Genomic DNA, 14,467 nt, shown 5'->3' on the forward strand with positions numbered 1-14,467 from the left:
TTTTTTCAAGAGTCAGGCTATCATGCGGCCTAGTGCCATTAGTCTATTTGTCGAGTATTTCTGCGCAAATGCTGGTTCAATGGCACGTGTTCGTTTTTTGAACTGAGGATCGGCTTATGCAAATCACCATGAACAACACCCTTTATCCGGGCCTGAGCGCTATGCAGGTCGGGCAAGGTCGTGTGGATCAGGCGGCCACCCAGATCGCCAGCTCCAATATCGAAGTGTCGGGCAGAAGCCAGTCTTCCGACTTTCAGCTCGAAAACCTGCGTTCCGTCGACCGCAGCCAGCGTTCTGACCTGTCTGCCAATATTGTCGAGCTAAACGCCGGCAAGAGCCAGGTCGAAGCCGGGGTTGCGGTTCAAAAGGCCAGCGACGAAGCGCTTGGCACTCTGATCGACACTTACGCTTAACATCCTGTGTTCTAAAGCTTCGTGTAACGCCCACGCCGTGTCACACCTGCACGGCGTTGTTTGCTGAATTGCCCGCCATCACCCTCCTGTATCGCCCCCGTAACACCTTCCGCCCTCGACTAAACTTGCGCTTACGTTTTTCCTGCGTCTGATCCCTTTGCCTGCGCGGTCTGTGGAGCAGGGTGGACGAATGGTGCGCGCTTCGCTATTGACAAGGTTTAGGCGTAAACGTATGTTTCAAACACCTGTTTGACCGCAAGGCATACGAGATTGTCTGGTGCTTGAGGCTATGCTTTCAGCGACCGCCCGGTCATTCGTTCCAGGATTCATCAGCAGAGGTTTATCGCTATGCCTGACTACAAGGCCCCCTTGCGTGATATTCGTTTCGTCCGTGATGAGCTGCTCGGTTATGAAGCGCACTATCAAAGTCTGCCAGCCTGTCATGACGCCACCCCGGACATGGTCGACGCCATTCTCGAAGAGGGTGCCAAGTTCTGCGAGCAGGTTCTGGCACCGCTGAACCGGGTGGGCGATACCGAGGGCTGCACCTGGAGCGAGTCGGGCGTGAAGACTCCGACCGGTTTCAAACAGGCTTACAAGCAATTTGTCGAGGGCGGCTGGCCGAGTCTGGCGCATGACGTTGCGCATGGCGGCCAGGGCTTGCCCGAGTCGCTGGGTCTGGCAGTGAGCGAGATGGTCGGCGAAGCGAACTGGTCGTGGGGCATGTACCCTGGCCTGTCGCATGGTGCGATGAACACCATCTCCGAGCACGGCACTCCCGAGCAGCAGGACGCCTACCTGACCAAGCTGGTCTCCGGCGAATGGACCGGCACCATGTGCCTGACCGAATCCCACTGCGGCACTGACCTGGGCATGCTGCGCACCAGGGCTGAACCTCAGGCTGACGGGACCTACAAGGTTACCGGCACCAAGATTTTCATTTCCGCTGGCGAACACGACATGGCCGATAACATCGTCCACATCGTGCTGGCGCGTCTGCCGGACGCACCGGCTGGCACCAAAGGCATTTCGCTGTTCATTGTGCCCAAGTTCCTCTCGGCTGCCGATGGCAGCATCGGTGAGCGCAACGCGGTTAACTGTGGCTCCATCGAACACAAGATGGGCATCCACGGCAACGCCACCTGCGTGATGAACTTCGACGGCGCTACCGGCTACCTGATCGGCCCGCCGAACAAGGGTCTGAACTGCATGTTCACGTTCATGAACACCGCGCGTCTGGGCACTGCGCTGCAAGGTCTGGCGCATGCCGAAGTGGCCTTCCAGGGCGGCCTGCAATATGCCCGTGACCGTCTGCAGATGCGTTCGTTGACCGGCCCTAAAGCACCGGACAAGGCCGCTGACCCGATCATCGTCCATCCAGACGTGCGCCGCATGCTGCTGACCATGAAGGCTTTCGCCGAAGGCACGCGTGCCATGGTGTACTTCACGGCCAAACAGGTCGATATCGTCAAGTACAGCGAAGACCCGGAGCAAAAGAAAGCCGCCGACGCCTTGCTGGCGTTCATGACGCCAATTGCCAAGGCTTTCATGACCGAAGTGGGCTTTGAAGCCGCCAACCACGGCGTGCAGATCTACGGCGGACACGGCTTCATTGCCGAGTGGGGCATGGAGCAGAACGTTCGCGACAGCCGGATTTCGATGCTGTACGAAGGCACCACCGGTATTCAGGCGCTCGACCTGCTGGGCCGTAAAGTGCTGATGACTCAGGGCGAAGCGCTCAAGGGCTTCACCAAGATCGTCCACAAGTTCTGCCAGGGCAATGAGGGTAACGAAGCGGTGCAGGAGTTCGTGACGCCGTTGGCCGCGCTGAACAAGGAGTGGGGCGACCTGACCCTGAAAGTCGGCATGGCGGCCATGAAGGATCGCGAAGAAGTCGGCGCCGCTTCGGTGGATTACATCATGTTCTCCGGTTATGCCTGCCTGGCGTACTTCTGGGCCGACATGGCGCGTCTTGCGGCCGAGAAGCTGGCTGCCGGTACGTCGGACGAGGCGTTCTACCGCGCCAAGATCCAGACCGCGCGCTTCTACTTCCAGCGCATCCTGCCGCGCACTCGCACGCACGTTGCTGCGATCCTGTCGGGCGCTGCCAACCTGATGGACATGAAAGAGGAAGACTTCGGCCTGGCTTACTAAGCCTCGCTGCGGTCATGAAAACCGCCTGATCGCTGATCAGGCGGTTTTTTTATGGGTGCGTTTTGGCTCATTGTTAACAGCAATCTCAACGAGACTGTGGGGAGCACTGACCCCGGATAACTCTCGTTCCCATCACTGCGCGTGGTAATGCATTTCGTGACGCTCTGCGTCACATCGCAGCCATGGGGCGCTATTCAATCCGGTCCGAGATACAGATAGCACCAACGCCCGCGACTTCCGCAATAAACATTTCCCACCTCCTGCCGTTACAGAAAGTAGCTCGTTTATTGATCCTGCCGATGCATTGTTCGCTGGCGGAGGGCACAATGCCATCAGGCCAGCCATTCATTCAGATGCCGGGTAGGAGATAACCCCTTTTGTTGCGTCCATCAGCTGCGCGATTGAGTCATTTTTTGCCTTCACTGGGTCTGCTGGTGGCGGGGCTTGCGGCTGCGTACGTAAAGGACCTGAACGTCTTCTTCACATCGCTTTTCAATGTGCTGCCCACGCTGGTTCTGCTGTTGGGCGGTGCGTATTGCTGTGTTTACCGGCGTCAGCGCGAGCTGTTTCTGATGCTCACGGTGTATATCGCCTACTACCTGCTGGATACCCAGACCGATTTTTACCGCGATAACGGCAAGGTCCGTGAGGATGCGGCGGTGATTTTCCACCTGGTCTGCCTGTTGCTGCCGGTGCTGTTCGGGCTGTATGCCGCGTGGGAAGAACGTACGCATCTGTTTCAGGACATGGTCGCGCGGCTCGCGGTATTGGTGGCGGTAGGCAGTGTGGCGCTGGGTCTTGAACAGAGTTATCCGGTCGAACTGCAAGTCTGGCTGGCCGACATCCGCTGGCCTGCGCTGCACGGTGCCTGGATGAGTCTGATTCAGCTGTCCTATGCCATGTTCCTGGTGTCATTCGGGGTGTTGATCTGGCAATACCTGGAAAAACCGCGACCGCTGCACGCCGCGCAGATTGTCGGCCTGCTGGGATTGTTCTGGGCACTGCCGAAAACCTTCATCCTGCCGTTCACGCTGAATATCCTCTGCAGTCAGGTGATGCTGATGATTGCCGCCGCCGTGGCTCACGAGGCGTATCAGATGGCCTTCCGGGATGAACTGACCGGACTGCCTGGTCGCCGGGCGCTCAATGAACGCATGCAGCGTCTGGGACGCAACTATGTGCTGGCGATGAGCGACGTGGATCACTTCAAGAAATTCAACGACACCCACGGCCACGATGTGGGCGATCAGGTGCTGCGTCTGGTGGCCAGCAAACTGTCGAAAATCACCAACGGTGGTGGCAAGGCGTATCGCTATGGGGGCGAAGAGTTCGCCATCGTGTTTGCCGCCAAGACCATTGATGAATGCATGCCGCATCTGGAAGCCATCCGCGAGACCATCGCCAATTATGAGATTCAGCTGCGCAACAAGGACAGTCGTCCTCAGGATGATCAGCAAGGCCGACAACGCCGCGGTGGAGCGCAGGCAGGCAGCGTGTCGGTAACGGTCAGTATCGGCGTTGCCGAACGCCAGCCGGAGCATCGCACGCCGGAAGAAGTGCTCAAGAGTGCTGACCAGGCGCTATATGCGGCCAAGGGGGCCGGGCGCAACTGCGTGGTCGCTTACGGGCAGTTGAACCGGCGCGGTGCTGTTCGTACAACTGAAGCGTCCACCTGAGCCAATCCTGCTATTTTTCCCCCGTGACCTGCTGTGACTATTCAGTCATGACACGACCCTATGTCTCTGAAATGTTGTTCGGGTAGACTCGTGAAACTCGACTGCTGATCTGCGTCTCTGCATGCATCGATCAGCCTCCAACAGAATTTCGCTCCGTGTTCACGAGGTTTGCCATGGCTGACTACAAAGCGCCACTGCGCGATATGCGCTTCGTCCTCAATGAAGTCTTCGAGGTTTCAAAGCTCTGGGCTCAACTGCCCGAGCTGGCCGAAACAGTCGATGCTGAAACGGTCGAAGCCATTCTCGAAGAAGCCGGTAAAGTGACCAGCAAGACCATTGCGCCGCTGAGCCGTAACGGTGACGAGGAGGGTTGCCACTGGAAGGACACCGTCGTCACCACACCTGCAGGTTTTCCCGAGGCCTATAAGACCTACGCTGAGGGCGGCTGGGTCGGTGTAGGCGGCAATCCCGAGTTTGGCGGCATGGGCATGCCCAAGGTGGTGTCGGCTCAGGTCGAAGAGATGCTCAACTCTGCCAGCCTGGCGTTCGGTCTGTACGCGATGCTCACGTCCGGCGCCTGCGTATCGATAGACACCCACGCCAGCGAAGCGCTCAAGACCAAATTTCTGCCCAATATGTATTCAGGCGTCTGGGCCGGGTCGATGTGCCTGACCGAGGCCCACGCCGGTACCGATCTGGGCATCATTCGGACCCGCGCCGAACCGCAGGCTGACGGTGCCTACAAGATCACCGGCAGCAAGATTTTCATTACCGGCGGCGAACACGACCTGACCGAAAACATCATTCATCTGGTCTTGGCCAAGTTGCCGGATGCACCTCCTGGGCCGAAAGGCATTTCGCTGTTTCTGGTGCCCAAGTTCATGGTCGGCGACGACGGCAGCCTTGGCGAGCGCAACACCGTCAGCTGTGGCTCGATCGAGCACAAGATGGGTATCCAGGCTTCGGCGACCTGCGTGATGAACTTCGACGACGCTACCGGCTACCTGATCGGCGAACCGAACAAAGGGCTGGCGGCGATGTTCACGATGATGAACTACGAGCGTCTGGGCGTTGGTATTCAGGGCCTGGCGTCGGGCGTGCGGTCTTACCAGAGCGCCGTCGAGTATGCGCTGGATCGTTTACAGAGCCGCGCCCCGACCGGAGCGCAGAACAAGGACAAGGCTGCTGACCCGATCATCGTCCACCCCGACGTGCGTCGCATGCTCTTGACCATGAAGGCGTTCAACGAAGGTGGTCGTGCGTTTTCCAGCTACGTCGCCCTGCAACTGGATATCGCCAAGTTCAGCGAAGACGATGCCGCGCGCAAGCGTGCCGATGATCTGGTGGCGCTGCTGACCCCGGTCGCCAAGGCGTTCCTGAGTGATATCGGTCTGGAAACCACTGTTCATGGCCAGCAGGTTTTCGGCGGTCACGGTTACATCCGCGAGTGGGGCCAGGAACAGCTGGTACGTGACGTGCGCATTACGCAGATCTACGAAGGCACCAATGGCATTCAGGCGCTTGACCTGGTGGGGCGCAAGATCGTTGGTTCGAACGGCGCTTTCTATCAGCTGTTTTCGGATGAAGTGCGCCAGTTCATCAATGGCGCGGATGGCGCACTTGACGAGTTCGCCCAGCCGCTGGCAAAAGCCTTGAACATGCTGGATGAGCTGACTGGCTGGGTGCTGGACCGCTCGCGCGGTAATCCCAATGAAATCGGCGCAGCCTCTGTGGAATATCTGCATCTGTTCGGTTACACGGCGTATGCCTACATGTGGGCCATGATGGCCAAGGCAGCACTCGGTAAAGAGCAGCAGGAGGAGTTCTACGCAAGCAAGATGGGTACTGCACGCTTCTACTTCGCACGTCTGCTGCCGCGTATTCACTCGCTGGACGCCTCGGTGCGCGCGGGCAGCGATTCGCTGTACCTGTTGAAGGCGTCACAATTCTGACCTGCAAAAGCCTTGTAAGCATTTGCTTACACTGCGTGGTGCCAATTGACCTCTTCCCAAGAAAGGGATCCAAAGTTAATCTTTGTTCATGGACGTAGCGCAGGACGCGCAACAAGACATAACAGGGACACGTAGGGAAGCCTGCCAGGATGGCGGGGTGAAAGGGAAATCAGGGAAACAGTCTGGAAAGCCCCGCTTCGGCGGGGTTTTCTTTGTCTGCGTTTTAACGATTCGGTTTTTCCTGCCCGCAGTATTCTGTCTTGCGCACGCACCACCAATGCCTGTGGCAGTCATCTCCTGAGAAAGAATAATGGCGTCGTGCCAGAGCCGGTTGAACCCTCACCGACGGCAAGGGTCGATTAGCTGTATGGCCAATCAGAGCCAATTCAATCAGGAGCTTTTCATGGACATCATTCGTATCATTTTCGCCATTCTGCTGCCTCCGGTAGGCGTGTTCATGCAAGTAGGCTTTGCTGGCGCTTTTTGGCTGAATATCCTGCTGACCCTGCTGGGTTATATCCCGGGCATCATCCACGCGATCTACATCATCGTCTCGCGCAAGTAACTCTCGCGCAAGTAACAAGGTCGTCCGACCACGCAGTAGCACTCGTTGATCGTTCCCTGCTGCGGGAACGATCACACGGCTTGATCATGCATCAAGCACATCCCGATAAAAACGCCATTCTTTCTCCAGAGCATCTGCCAGGTTACCCGCCTTGCGGAATCCATGATGCTCGTCTGCGTAGAAGTGCGCTTCAGTCTTGATGCCGTTGTCTTGCAGGGCTTTGAGCATGGCCCGGGTCTGTTCGGGCACTACCACGGCATCCAGCTCGCCTTGAAAGAAAATCACCGGCACCTTGATGCGGTCTGCGTGCAACAGCGGCGTTCGATCCTGATAACGCTCGATGTCCTTGTCCGGGTCGCCGATCAGCCAGTCCAGGTAATCGCCCTCGAATTTATGCGTGGCCCTGGCCAGTGCTACCGGGTCGCTGACGCCATACAGACTGGCACCTGCACGAAACACATCCTTGAAGGCCAATGCACAAAGTGTGGTGTAACCACCCGCGCTGCCGCCGCGAATGAAGGCCTGTCCTTCGTCAATCAGGCCACGTCCCGCCAGATGCGTGACAACCGCACAGGCATCTTCCACGTCCGCCACGCCCCATGCCAGGTGCAGGCCTTGCCGATAGGCGCGACCGTAGCCGCTGCTGCCGCGATAATTGAGGTCTGCCACGGCGAAGCCGCGGTGTGTCCAATACTGAATACGTGGGTCCAGCACCGGGTAGCAGGCGGAAGTCGGGCCGCCATGGATGAACACCACCAATGGCGGTTTTTGCGTGCCGGTCATGGCCGGGTAGAAATAGCCGTAGGCCTCGGCTCCACCGCTGGAATAACGCAGCGGCTGAGGGCGGCTGATCAGTTCGGGCGGCAGCGGCGAGCCTCCCCCGGCAAGCACCTGAACACCGGCGTCGTGGCGAGAAATAGCCAGCACGGCAGATGTGCTCACCGCGGATGCCGCGATGCAATACACGAACTCTTCGTCAATGGCGAGGCTGCGAAAGCGGCTGTAACCAACGCTGAAATCCTCGACGCTGCCGTCAGCCTGACAAAGCCCCAGAATACTGGAGCCGTCTTCGATCCAGCTCGCCAGATAGCCATCGTTGATTGGCAGCCAGGTGCAGCTGCCCAGTTGCCAAGGTGCGGAAGCGTGATCGGCCGGGCTGGCGGGCAGCGGCGCAAACCCGGAAGGCGATTCACCCCACGGCTGCCAGAAACCAGCGCGATCAGTCAGGCAATGCAGGCGACCGTGGGCGTCAAAACGTGGCTGTTGCAGCGACTCTTGTGCGCCTTCGCCTGCAACACACTGCGCAGTGCCCCAGCTGCCGTCGTCTTGTCTCGCTGCACACATCAAGCGGGTGCTGGTCCACGGCTGATGCGGGCGTTGCCATTCGATCCAGGCCAGGCGCTTGCCGTCGGCGCTGATGATCGGCGATGCGTAGAAATCAGCGCCTGCTGCCAGCAATCGGCGCTGCCCGTCAGCCAGATCGATAGCGACCAGCCGATGGGTGTTGTGGTCTTCTTCAACGGCGAGAATCTGACCACCGCTAAAGAACAGGCCGCCATAACGCTTGTCGCCCTCCGTCAGCGCAACCGGCGCGCTGGCGTCCAGCGTCTGGCGGTACAATTGCTGGTCGCGCTCATTAACGAACACTAGCGCGTCGTCGGCCAGACAGAACGAACCACCACCGTATTCATACACCCGGCTGCGAACGCTGAAGCCTTGTGGCGTCAGGCAGCGCTTGCTGTTCGCGTACCAGTGCCAGATACGACAGGCGCCGTCTTCGGGGCGGTATTCGTTCCAGAACAGGCCCGCCGAGCTGACATCCAGTTCGGCGAAGTCGACGCCTGCAGCGACCGCTTGGGCGGCGCTCAGGCGTTCAGGAGGATTTTGCGATGAGTCGTGAGTTTCGGTCATTGCGAAAGGCCAGCTCTTCAATGGTTTGAGTAGCGGTTTCTGACTCGTCACGAGCCTGAGTGATGATCCCGTGGTGATAGGATTTGCTGCACACCGGGTCGGCATTGGCGGCGTCGCCGGTCAGCATGAAGGCCTGGCAGCGACAACCCCCGAAGTCCTTTTCCTTCTCGTCACACGAACGGCACGGCTCGGGCATCCAGTCGTAACCGCGGAAGCGATTGAAGCCGAACGAGTCGTACCAGATGTGCTGCATGCTGTGATCGCGCACGTTGGGGAACTGGATCGGCATCTGCCGTGCGCCGTGGCAGGGCAACGCTGTGCCATCTGGTGTCACGGTCAGGAAGATATTGCCCCAGCCGTTCATGCATGCCTTGGGACGCTCTTCGTAATAATCAGGCGTGACGAAAATCAGCTTGCACGGATGATTCTCTGCCTCCAGCCGGACGCGGTATTCGTTGGTAACGGCTTCAGCGCGGACCAGTTGATCCTTGGTCGGCAGCAGGCCGAGGCGATTCAGGTGCGCCCAGCCATAGAACTGACAGGTGGCCAGTTCGACGAAGTCCGCTTCAAGCGCCAGACACAGCTCGATGATCTTGTCGATGCGGTCGATATTGTGCCGATGGGTGACGAAATTCAGCACCATCGGGTAGCCGTGCTTTTTGACCGCCTTGGCCATCTCCAGTTTTTGCGCGAAGGCTTTTTTCGAGCCGGCGAGCATGTTGTTGACCTGCTCGTCGCTGGCCTGAAAGCTGATCTGGATGTGGTCCAGGCCTGCTTCCTTGAAGGCGATGATCTTTTGTTCTGTCAGGCCGATGCCCGAGGTGATCAGGTTGGTGTAGAAACCCAGGCGCCGGGCTTCGGCGATCAACTCGGCAAGGTCCTGGCGCACCAGCGGTTCGCCGCCGGAAAAGCCGATCTGCGCCGCACCCATCTCCCGCGCTTCCTGCATGACCTTGAACCACTGCTCGGTGGTCAGCTCCTGGCCCTGTTTGGCAAAATCCAGCGGGTTGGAGCAATACGGGCATTGCAATGGGCAGCGATAGGTCAGCTCGGCGAGCAGCCACAATGGCAGCCCGACCTCGGGAGTGGGCGGTATGTACGGGGTGTTGGTGACGGGGGCCAGGTCAGACAAGATCGATCCAGTTTTTCTTTTTGGCGCCTTCCATGAACTCGTCGACGTCCATGCCCAGTTCGGGAACATTGGGGAACTGCTGCTGAAGCTCATGAATGATGGCGGTGATGGTGCGCTTGCCATCGATCAGCCCGCCAATCAAAGCCGCGCTCTCGTTAAGTTTGATCATGCCTTCAGGGTAGAGCACCACATGCGCCTTTTGCGCAGGCTCGTACTGAAAGCGATAGCCTTGATGCCATTTGGGTGTCAACGCTCGGAACTGCGGATCGTGCTTCATAGCGTAATCCCCTTATGCCAGACCTTTTGGTCTGTAACGCTGTGATACGGCGGGCGGTTCAGCTCGTAGGCCATGGACATCGCATCGAGCATGCTCCACAGGATATCGAGCTTGAACTGCAGGATTTCCAGCATGCGCTGCTGGCCTTCATATGTAGTGTAGTGCTGTAACGTGATGGCAAGGCCGTGTTCCACGTCGCGTCGGGCCTGGCCCAGGCGAGTGCGGAAATACTCGTAGCCTGCCGGGTCGATCCACGGGTAATGCTGCGGCCAGCTGTCCAGGCGCGATTGGTGGATCTGCGGCGCGAACAGTTCGGTCAGCGAGCTGCTGGCCGCTTCCTGCCAATTGGCGCGGCGGGCGAAGTTCACGTAGGCGTCGACGGCAAAACGCACGCCTGGCAGCACCAGTTCCTGAGAGCGCAGTTGGTCCGGGTCGAGCCCCACGGCCTGGCCGAGGCGCAGCCAGGCTTCGATGCCGCCGTCTTCGCCGGGCGCGCCGTCATGGTCAAGCAAGCGCTGAATCCACTCGCGACGGATCTCGCGATCCGGACAGTTGGCCAGAATCGCCGCGTCCTTGAGCGGAATGTTCACCTGATAGTAGAAACGGTTGGCGACCCAGCCTTGAATCTGCTCGCGGGTCGCGCGGCCCTCGTACATCGCCACATGGAACGGGTGGTAGATGTGGTAATAGGCGCCCTTGGCGCGCAAGGCCTGTTCGAATTCGGCGGGGGACAGCGCAGTCGATTCGCTCATGTCAGCTCCTAAAGCTCGATGCTCATGCCGTCGAAGGCCACTTCGACGTTGCGACGAACCAGCTCCGCACGTTCCGGGGAGTCTTCGTCGAGAATCGGGTTGGTGTTGTTGATGTGGATAAGCACCTTGCGCTGCTCGGGGAAGCCTTCGAGGACTTCCAGCATGCCACCGGGGCCGTTCTGTGCCAGATGGCCCATTTCCCGGCCGGTACGCGTGCCCACGCCACGGCGCTGCATTTCGTCGTCGTCCCACATTGTGCCGTCGACCAGCAGGCAGTCGGCGTCACGCATTTTCTCGGCCAGTGCTTCATCGACCTTGCCCAGGCCCGGGGCATAGAACAGCTTGCCGCCGGTGCGGGTGTCTTCGACCAGCAGGCCGATGTTATCGCCCGGGTGCGGGTCGAAACGGTGTGGCGAGTAGGGCGGGGCGGCGCTGCGCAGCGGAAAGGGCGTGAAGCGCAGGTTCGGGCAGGCCGGAATCACAAAGCTGCCCTGTAATTCGATGCGGTTCCAGGTCAGGCCGCCGTTCCAGTGCTTGAGCATTTCGAACAGCGGGAAGCCGGTGCTCAGGTCTTCATGGACCATCTCGGTGCACCAAACCTGGTGCGGGCAGCCTTCGCGCAGGCTGAGCAAACCGGTGGTGTGGTCGATCTGGCTGTCCATCAGCACAATGGCGCTGATGCCGGTGTCGCGCAATGCGCGCCCCGGCTGCATCGGCGCAAAGCCCTGCAGTTGCGCACGGATATCCGGTGAGGCGTTGCACAGCACCCAGTTTATGCCGTCGTCGGACAGCGCAATCGACGACTGGGTCCGCGCGTGAGCACGCAGGCTGCCGTCGCGAAAACCTGCGCAGTTGACGCAGTTGCAGTTCCACTGGGGGAATCCACCACCAGCAGCAGAACCTAGAATCTGGATGTACATGACAGCTCCTGGCACACGTTCTGAAATAAAAAACAGCCACAACCATAAAAAAAGCCCCGGCGAACCGAGGCTTCACAGCGCACTGAAATCAACGGCTTGCGAAGTACATGGTGACTTCAAAACCGATACGCAGATCAGTGTAAGCAGGTTTAGTCCACGACATAAAAATCTCCTCGGATAAGTGCTGCGGTTGGTGACTACATCTTAGTGCATCGCTGAAGGCATACGTTCAGATAGTTAGGGAGCTATGTTACTCAATTTAACAATTGCGCAGGACTGGAATCTGCAGGAAAGACCATTACCGTTCAGGTAAGGATAGCGGGATGGCCGCGTTGGCAGGGCGATTGGCCACGATCTGCCAGCCGCCAGTGGCATTGGTCAGCTGCTCCGTAGCAGTGAGTAACGAGTGTGTATCCAGATTTGACAGAGCGCGTTGCAACGCCTGCGAGTGGCTACCCTGATGGCCGGCAAGATGCGCTTGCCACTGCATGTCCGCCTGCTGCTGGTCCGGCATGCTCGACGGCTCGAATTGGGCTGAAAGGGCTTTTATCTGTTCAGACACATCTGCGTCGCGAACCCGCTCGGGCAATCTGCCGATGAATGTCTCAATGTGCTGAAAAAGCTGCCCTGCGTCGCAGGAGGGCGATTGAGCACCAAACAGTAATCCGGTCCTTCCATTGATCAGTCTGATGCCACTGAACACGGCGTAACCCAGTTGCAGCTCGACCCGCAGCCGCTGGTAGAAGAGCGCTTGTGACACGTGCGCGAGCAACCGCCACGCAGCTTCATCTTCAATGGAGGCCGTAGGGGCCGGGCAAAACACCAGCACTGCGTCTTCCGACGAGGACGATGCTTCAGTCGTCCAGCGTTTGCCTGGGAAAGTGGCGGGCTGCTTTGGCGAGTCTGTTTGCCGAACACCCGGTGCTGCATTCAATGTGGCGTCTATCAAGGGCTGGCTGGCAGCAGAGAAGCCACTGGCGAAGCTGATCCAGCGCGAAGCCGCCCATACGCTTGGCAGATCGCCAACCGTCAGCTGCGGTTCGCTGCTCAGGTAATGATCGGCAAGCTGTTTGAGCAACTGACGAATCGGAATCAGCTCAGGTTCGTCGCCTGCCAGCGATGCGGGCTCAGCGCGCTGCAGGCGATGCAGGGCGTGTTTGATAACCGCAACCATCGGCTCGCGCAGGCCGTTCAGTTGAAGCTGCCAATAAGGCCCGTAAGCACTGAACGTCAGGGTCACACCGGCCTGACGTGCGTCTTCGATCAATGGCTTGAGCCCTGTATAGAGCATCCGCCAGAGGGTTGGCTGCGGGGAGGGCAGTTCCCAGCGCAGATAAAACGCGGCTTCATCGCTGTTGGTGAATGCCGTATCGAGAAACGGATTCGGCGCTGGCAAACGCCAATTGACCTGCTCGATGCTGTGGGTATCGGCGAGTGCGGAGCCGACCAGCGCGTCGGGCGTGAAATGTTCAAGCAGCACGCGCAATGCCTCTTGGCCTTGCTCGCTTAACTGCGCAGGCGTCTCGCGACAGTAATGATGTGCCAGCGCCAACGCACCGAGCATGTGCAGGCGTCGTTTTTCGAGGCGTTGGTATTGCTCGACCAGCACCGGCCAGTGAGCCTTGAAAAAATCGAGCCAGCTGAAAAACAGGCTGTTGAGGGTGAGAGTGTTCGCGAGGGCATCTTTCAGTTCGATATCAAGCAAGAGCTGCCCGCCGAACTGGTACAGCGGTGCGGCTTTCAGGGAGCTGGCACAGCCCCTCTCGGCCAGCTCGGCAATCAGTCCGCCCGGCTGAGCTGCATTAAGCCAGTGACAGAAGAACGCCACTGCTTCGTCAGACTTTTCCGGCAAGCCCTCAAAGGCAAACAACAGGTGGTTTTGCTCGTCAGCCTTTGGTCGATTGGCAATCAGCGGTGGGGACGGTTGCTGTATGGCCTTCACACCACTGGCGAACATTGCGCCATGCTTGATTGCCAGTGTTTCCAGTTCGGCGATTGGTAGCGGCCCACTCAGGCACAGGGTCATCTGCCCTGCCTGATAGAAGCCTTGATAAAAGTCCTGCAACGCCTGTTGAAAGGCAGGGTTGGGCACTGACAGGCTGTAACGATTGCCAGCATGAAAGCCGCGCAGCGGATGCTGTGGATTGATCGATGCCAGCCGGCGCGCTTGATCGCGTGATGCGCTATCGCCGACCCAGGCGATGAACTCGGCGTGCAGCACTTCGCGCTCGCGCAGTTGATCGGCCATGGTCATGCGCGGACGGGCGAGCATGTCGCACAGTCGCTCCAGCCCTTGGGCAAAGACCGCCTGCGGCAGCTCAAAGAAGAAGTCAGTGGTGCGTTCGCGTGTGCTGGCATTGACCTGACCGCCATGGCGCTGCACGAACGTCATCAGGTTTTCGCTGGCAGGGAAGCGCTCGGTGCCGAGGAACAACAGATGCTCCAGAAAATGCGCCAGCCCCGGCCAGGCCTGCGGCGCATCATGGCTGCCCGCCGCTACGCGCAATGAAGCTGCGCAGCGCTTGAGGCGCGGTTCGTGACACAGCACCACATTCAGGCCGTTGGCCAGCGTGAGGCGTTTGATGTCAGAGGAAGGCGGGGCAGGCATGAGGGTGTCCACGGCAGCAGGGAATGCAAAGCATCATGCTAGCGGATAACCGGCGAAGTTCGCGAGCATGGCTGAACCAAGGCAGGACGCGGAGCGTCCAGAACTGC

At 59.1% G+C, this 14,467-nt stretch carries 12 protein-coding genes; 5 read left to right on the top strand and 7 right to left on the bottom strand.

Annotation, left to right across the window (positions count from 1 at the left end; translation table 11 throughout):
- The first annotated feature begins 116 nt into the window (after positions 1-116).
- The 5 genes from RYA97_RS08510 to RYA97_RS08530 all read left to right on the top strand — a co-directional run bounded on the left by RYA97_RS08510 (position 117) and on the right by RYA97_RS08530 (position 6,760).
- Positions 117-413: a hypothetical protein gene (locus RYA97_RS08510; protein ID WP_004654758.1), complete on the top strand. Its 297-nt coding sequence runs from the start codon at positions 117-119 to the stop codon at positions 411-413.
- 348 nt (positions 414-761) lie between these two features.
- Positions 762-2,567, top strand: a complete 1,806-nt coding sequence (locus tag RYA97_RS08515) for a phenylacyl-CoA dehydrogenase (protein WP_002555568.1) — start codon at positions 762-764, stop codon at positions 2,565-2,567.
- A 377-nt stretch (positions 2,568-2,944) separates the two neighbouring features.
- The gene (locus tag RYA97_RS08520) at positions 2,945-4,243 is read left to right on the top strand and encodes a sensor domain-containing diguanylate cyclase (protein ID WP_117140558.1); all 1,299 of its coding nucleotides are present in this window, start codon (positions 2,945-2,947) and stop codon (positions 4,241-4,243) included.
- Positions 4,244-4,416: 173 nt separating this feature from the next.
- Positions 4,417-6,195 carry an acyl-CoA dehydrogenase C-terminal domain-containing protein gene (locus RYA97_RS08525; RefSeq protein ID WP_057423907.1) on the top strand — a complete coding sequence of 593 codons (1,779 nt, stop codon included), beginning with the start codon at positions 4,417-4,419 and terminating at the stop codon, positions 6,193-6,195.
- A gap of 403 nt (positions 6,196-6,598) precedes the next feature.
- Positions 6,599-6,760, top strand: coding sequence for a YqaE/Pmp3 family membrane protein (locus tag RYA97_RS08530; RefSeq protein WP_002555565.1), 162 nt, complete (start codon positions 6,599-6,601; stop codon positions 6,758-6,760).
- A gap of 84 nt (positions 6,761-6,844) precedes the next feature.
- On the opposite strand, the gene RYA97_RS08535 is transcribed toward RYA97_RS08530, so the two are convergent.
- From RYA97_RS08535 to pqqF, 7 genes are all read right to left on the bottom strand, one after another.
- On the bottom strand, positions 6,845-8,671 hold the full coding sequence (locus tag RYA97_RS08535; RefSeq protein ID WP_117140559.1) for a S9 family peptidase: 1,827 nt from the start codon (positions 8,669-8,671) through the stop codon (positions 6,845-6,847).
- Positions 8,634-9,803, bottom strand: coding sequence for a pyrroloquinoline quinone biosynthesis protein PqqE (gene pqqE / locus RYA97_RS08540; protein WP_117140560.1), 1,170 nt, complete (start codon positions 9,801-9,803; stop codon positions 8,634-8,636). The genes RYA97_RS08535 and pqqE overlap by 38 nt, the downstream gene beginning before the upstream one ends.
- Positions 9,796-10,080 (bottom strand): pyrroloquinoline quinone biosynthesis peptide chaperone PqqD, encoded by a 285-nt coding sequence (gene pqqD / locus RYA97_RS08545; protein ID WP_005744034.1) that lies wholly within the window; start codon positions 10,078-10,080, stop codon positions 9,796-9,798. Before pqqD ends, pqqE begins: the two co-directional genes overlap by 8 nt.
- Positions 10,077-10,832 (bottom strand): pyrroloquinoline-quinone synthase PqqC, encoded by a 756-nt coding sequence (pqqC, locus tag RYA97_RS08550; RefSeq protein ID WP_054076639.1) that lies wholly within the window; start codon positions 10,830-10,832, stop codon positions 10,077-10,079. Before pqqC ends, pqqD begins: the two co-directional genes overlap by 4 nt.
- Positions 10,833-10,840: 8 nt before the next feature.
- Complete coding sequence (gene pqqB / locus RYA97_RS08555; protein WP_117140561.1) at positions 10,841-11,752, bottom strand: pyrroloquinoline quinone biosynthesis protein PqqB; 912 nt, start codon at positions 11,750-11,752, stop codon at positions 10,841-10,843.
- Positions 11,753-11,840: 88 nt separating this feature from the next.
- Positions 11,841-11,915 carry a pyrroloquinoline quinone precursor peptide PqqA gene (pqqA, locus tag RYA97_RS08560; protein ID WP_003422658.1) on the bottom strand — a complete coding sequence of 25 codons (75 nt, stop codon included), beginning with the start codon at positions 11,913-11,915 and terminating at the stop codon, positions 11,841-11,843.
- A gap of 135 nt (positions 11,916-12,050) precedes the next feature.
- The gene (gene pqqF / locus RYA97_RS08565; RefSeq protein WP_117140562.1) at positions 12,051-14,360 is read right to left on the bottom strand and encodes a pyrroloquinoline quinone biosynthesis protein PqqF; all 2,310 of its coding nucleotides are present in this window, start codon (positions 14,358-14,360) and stop codon (positions 12,051-12,053) included.
- Positions 14,361-14,467 lie beyond the last annotated feature (107 nt).

Source organism: Pseudomonas syringae group sp. 26L6 (assembly GCF_032587815.1).
Classification (GTDB): domain Bacteria; phylum Pseudomonadota; class Gammaproteobacteria; order Pseudomonadales; family Pseudomonadaceae; genus Aquipseudomonas; species Aquipseudomonas amygdali.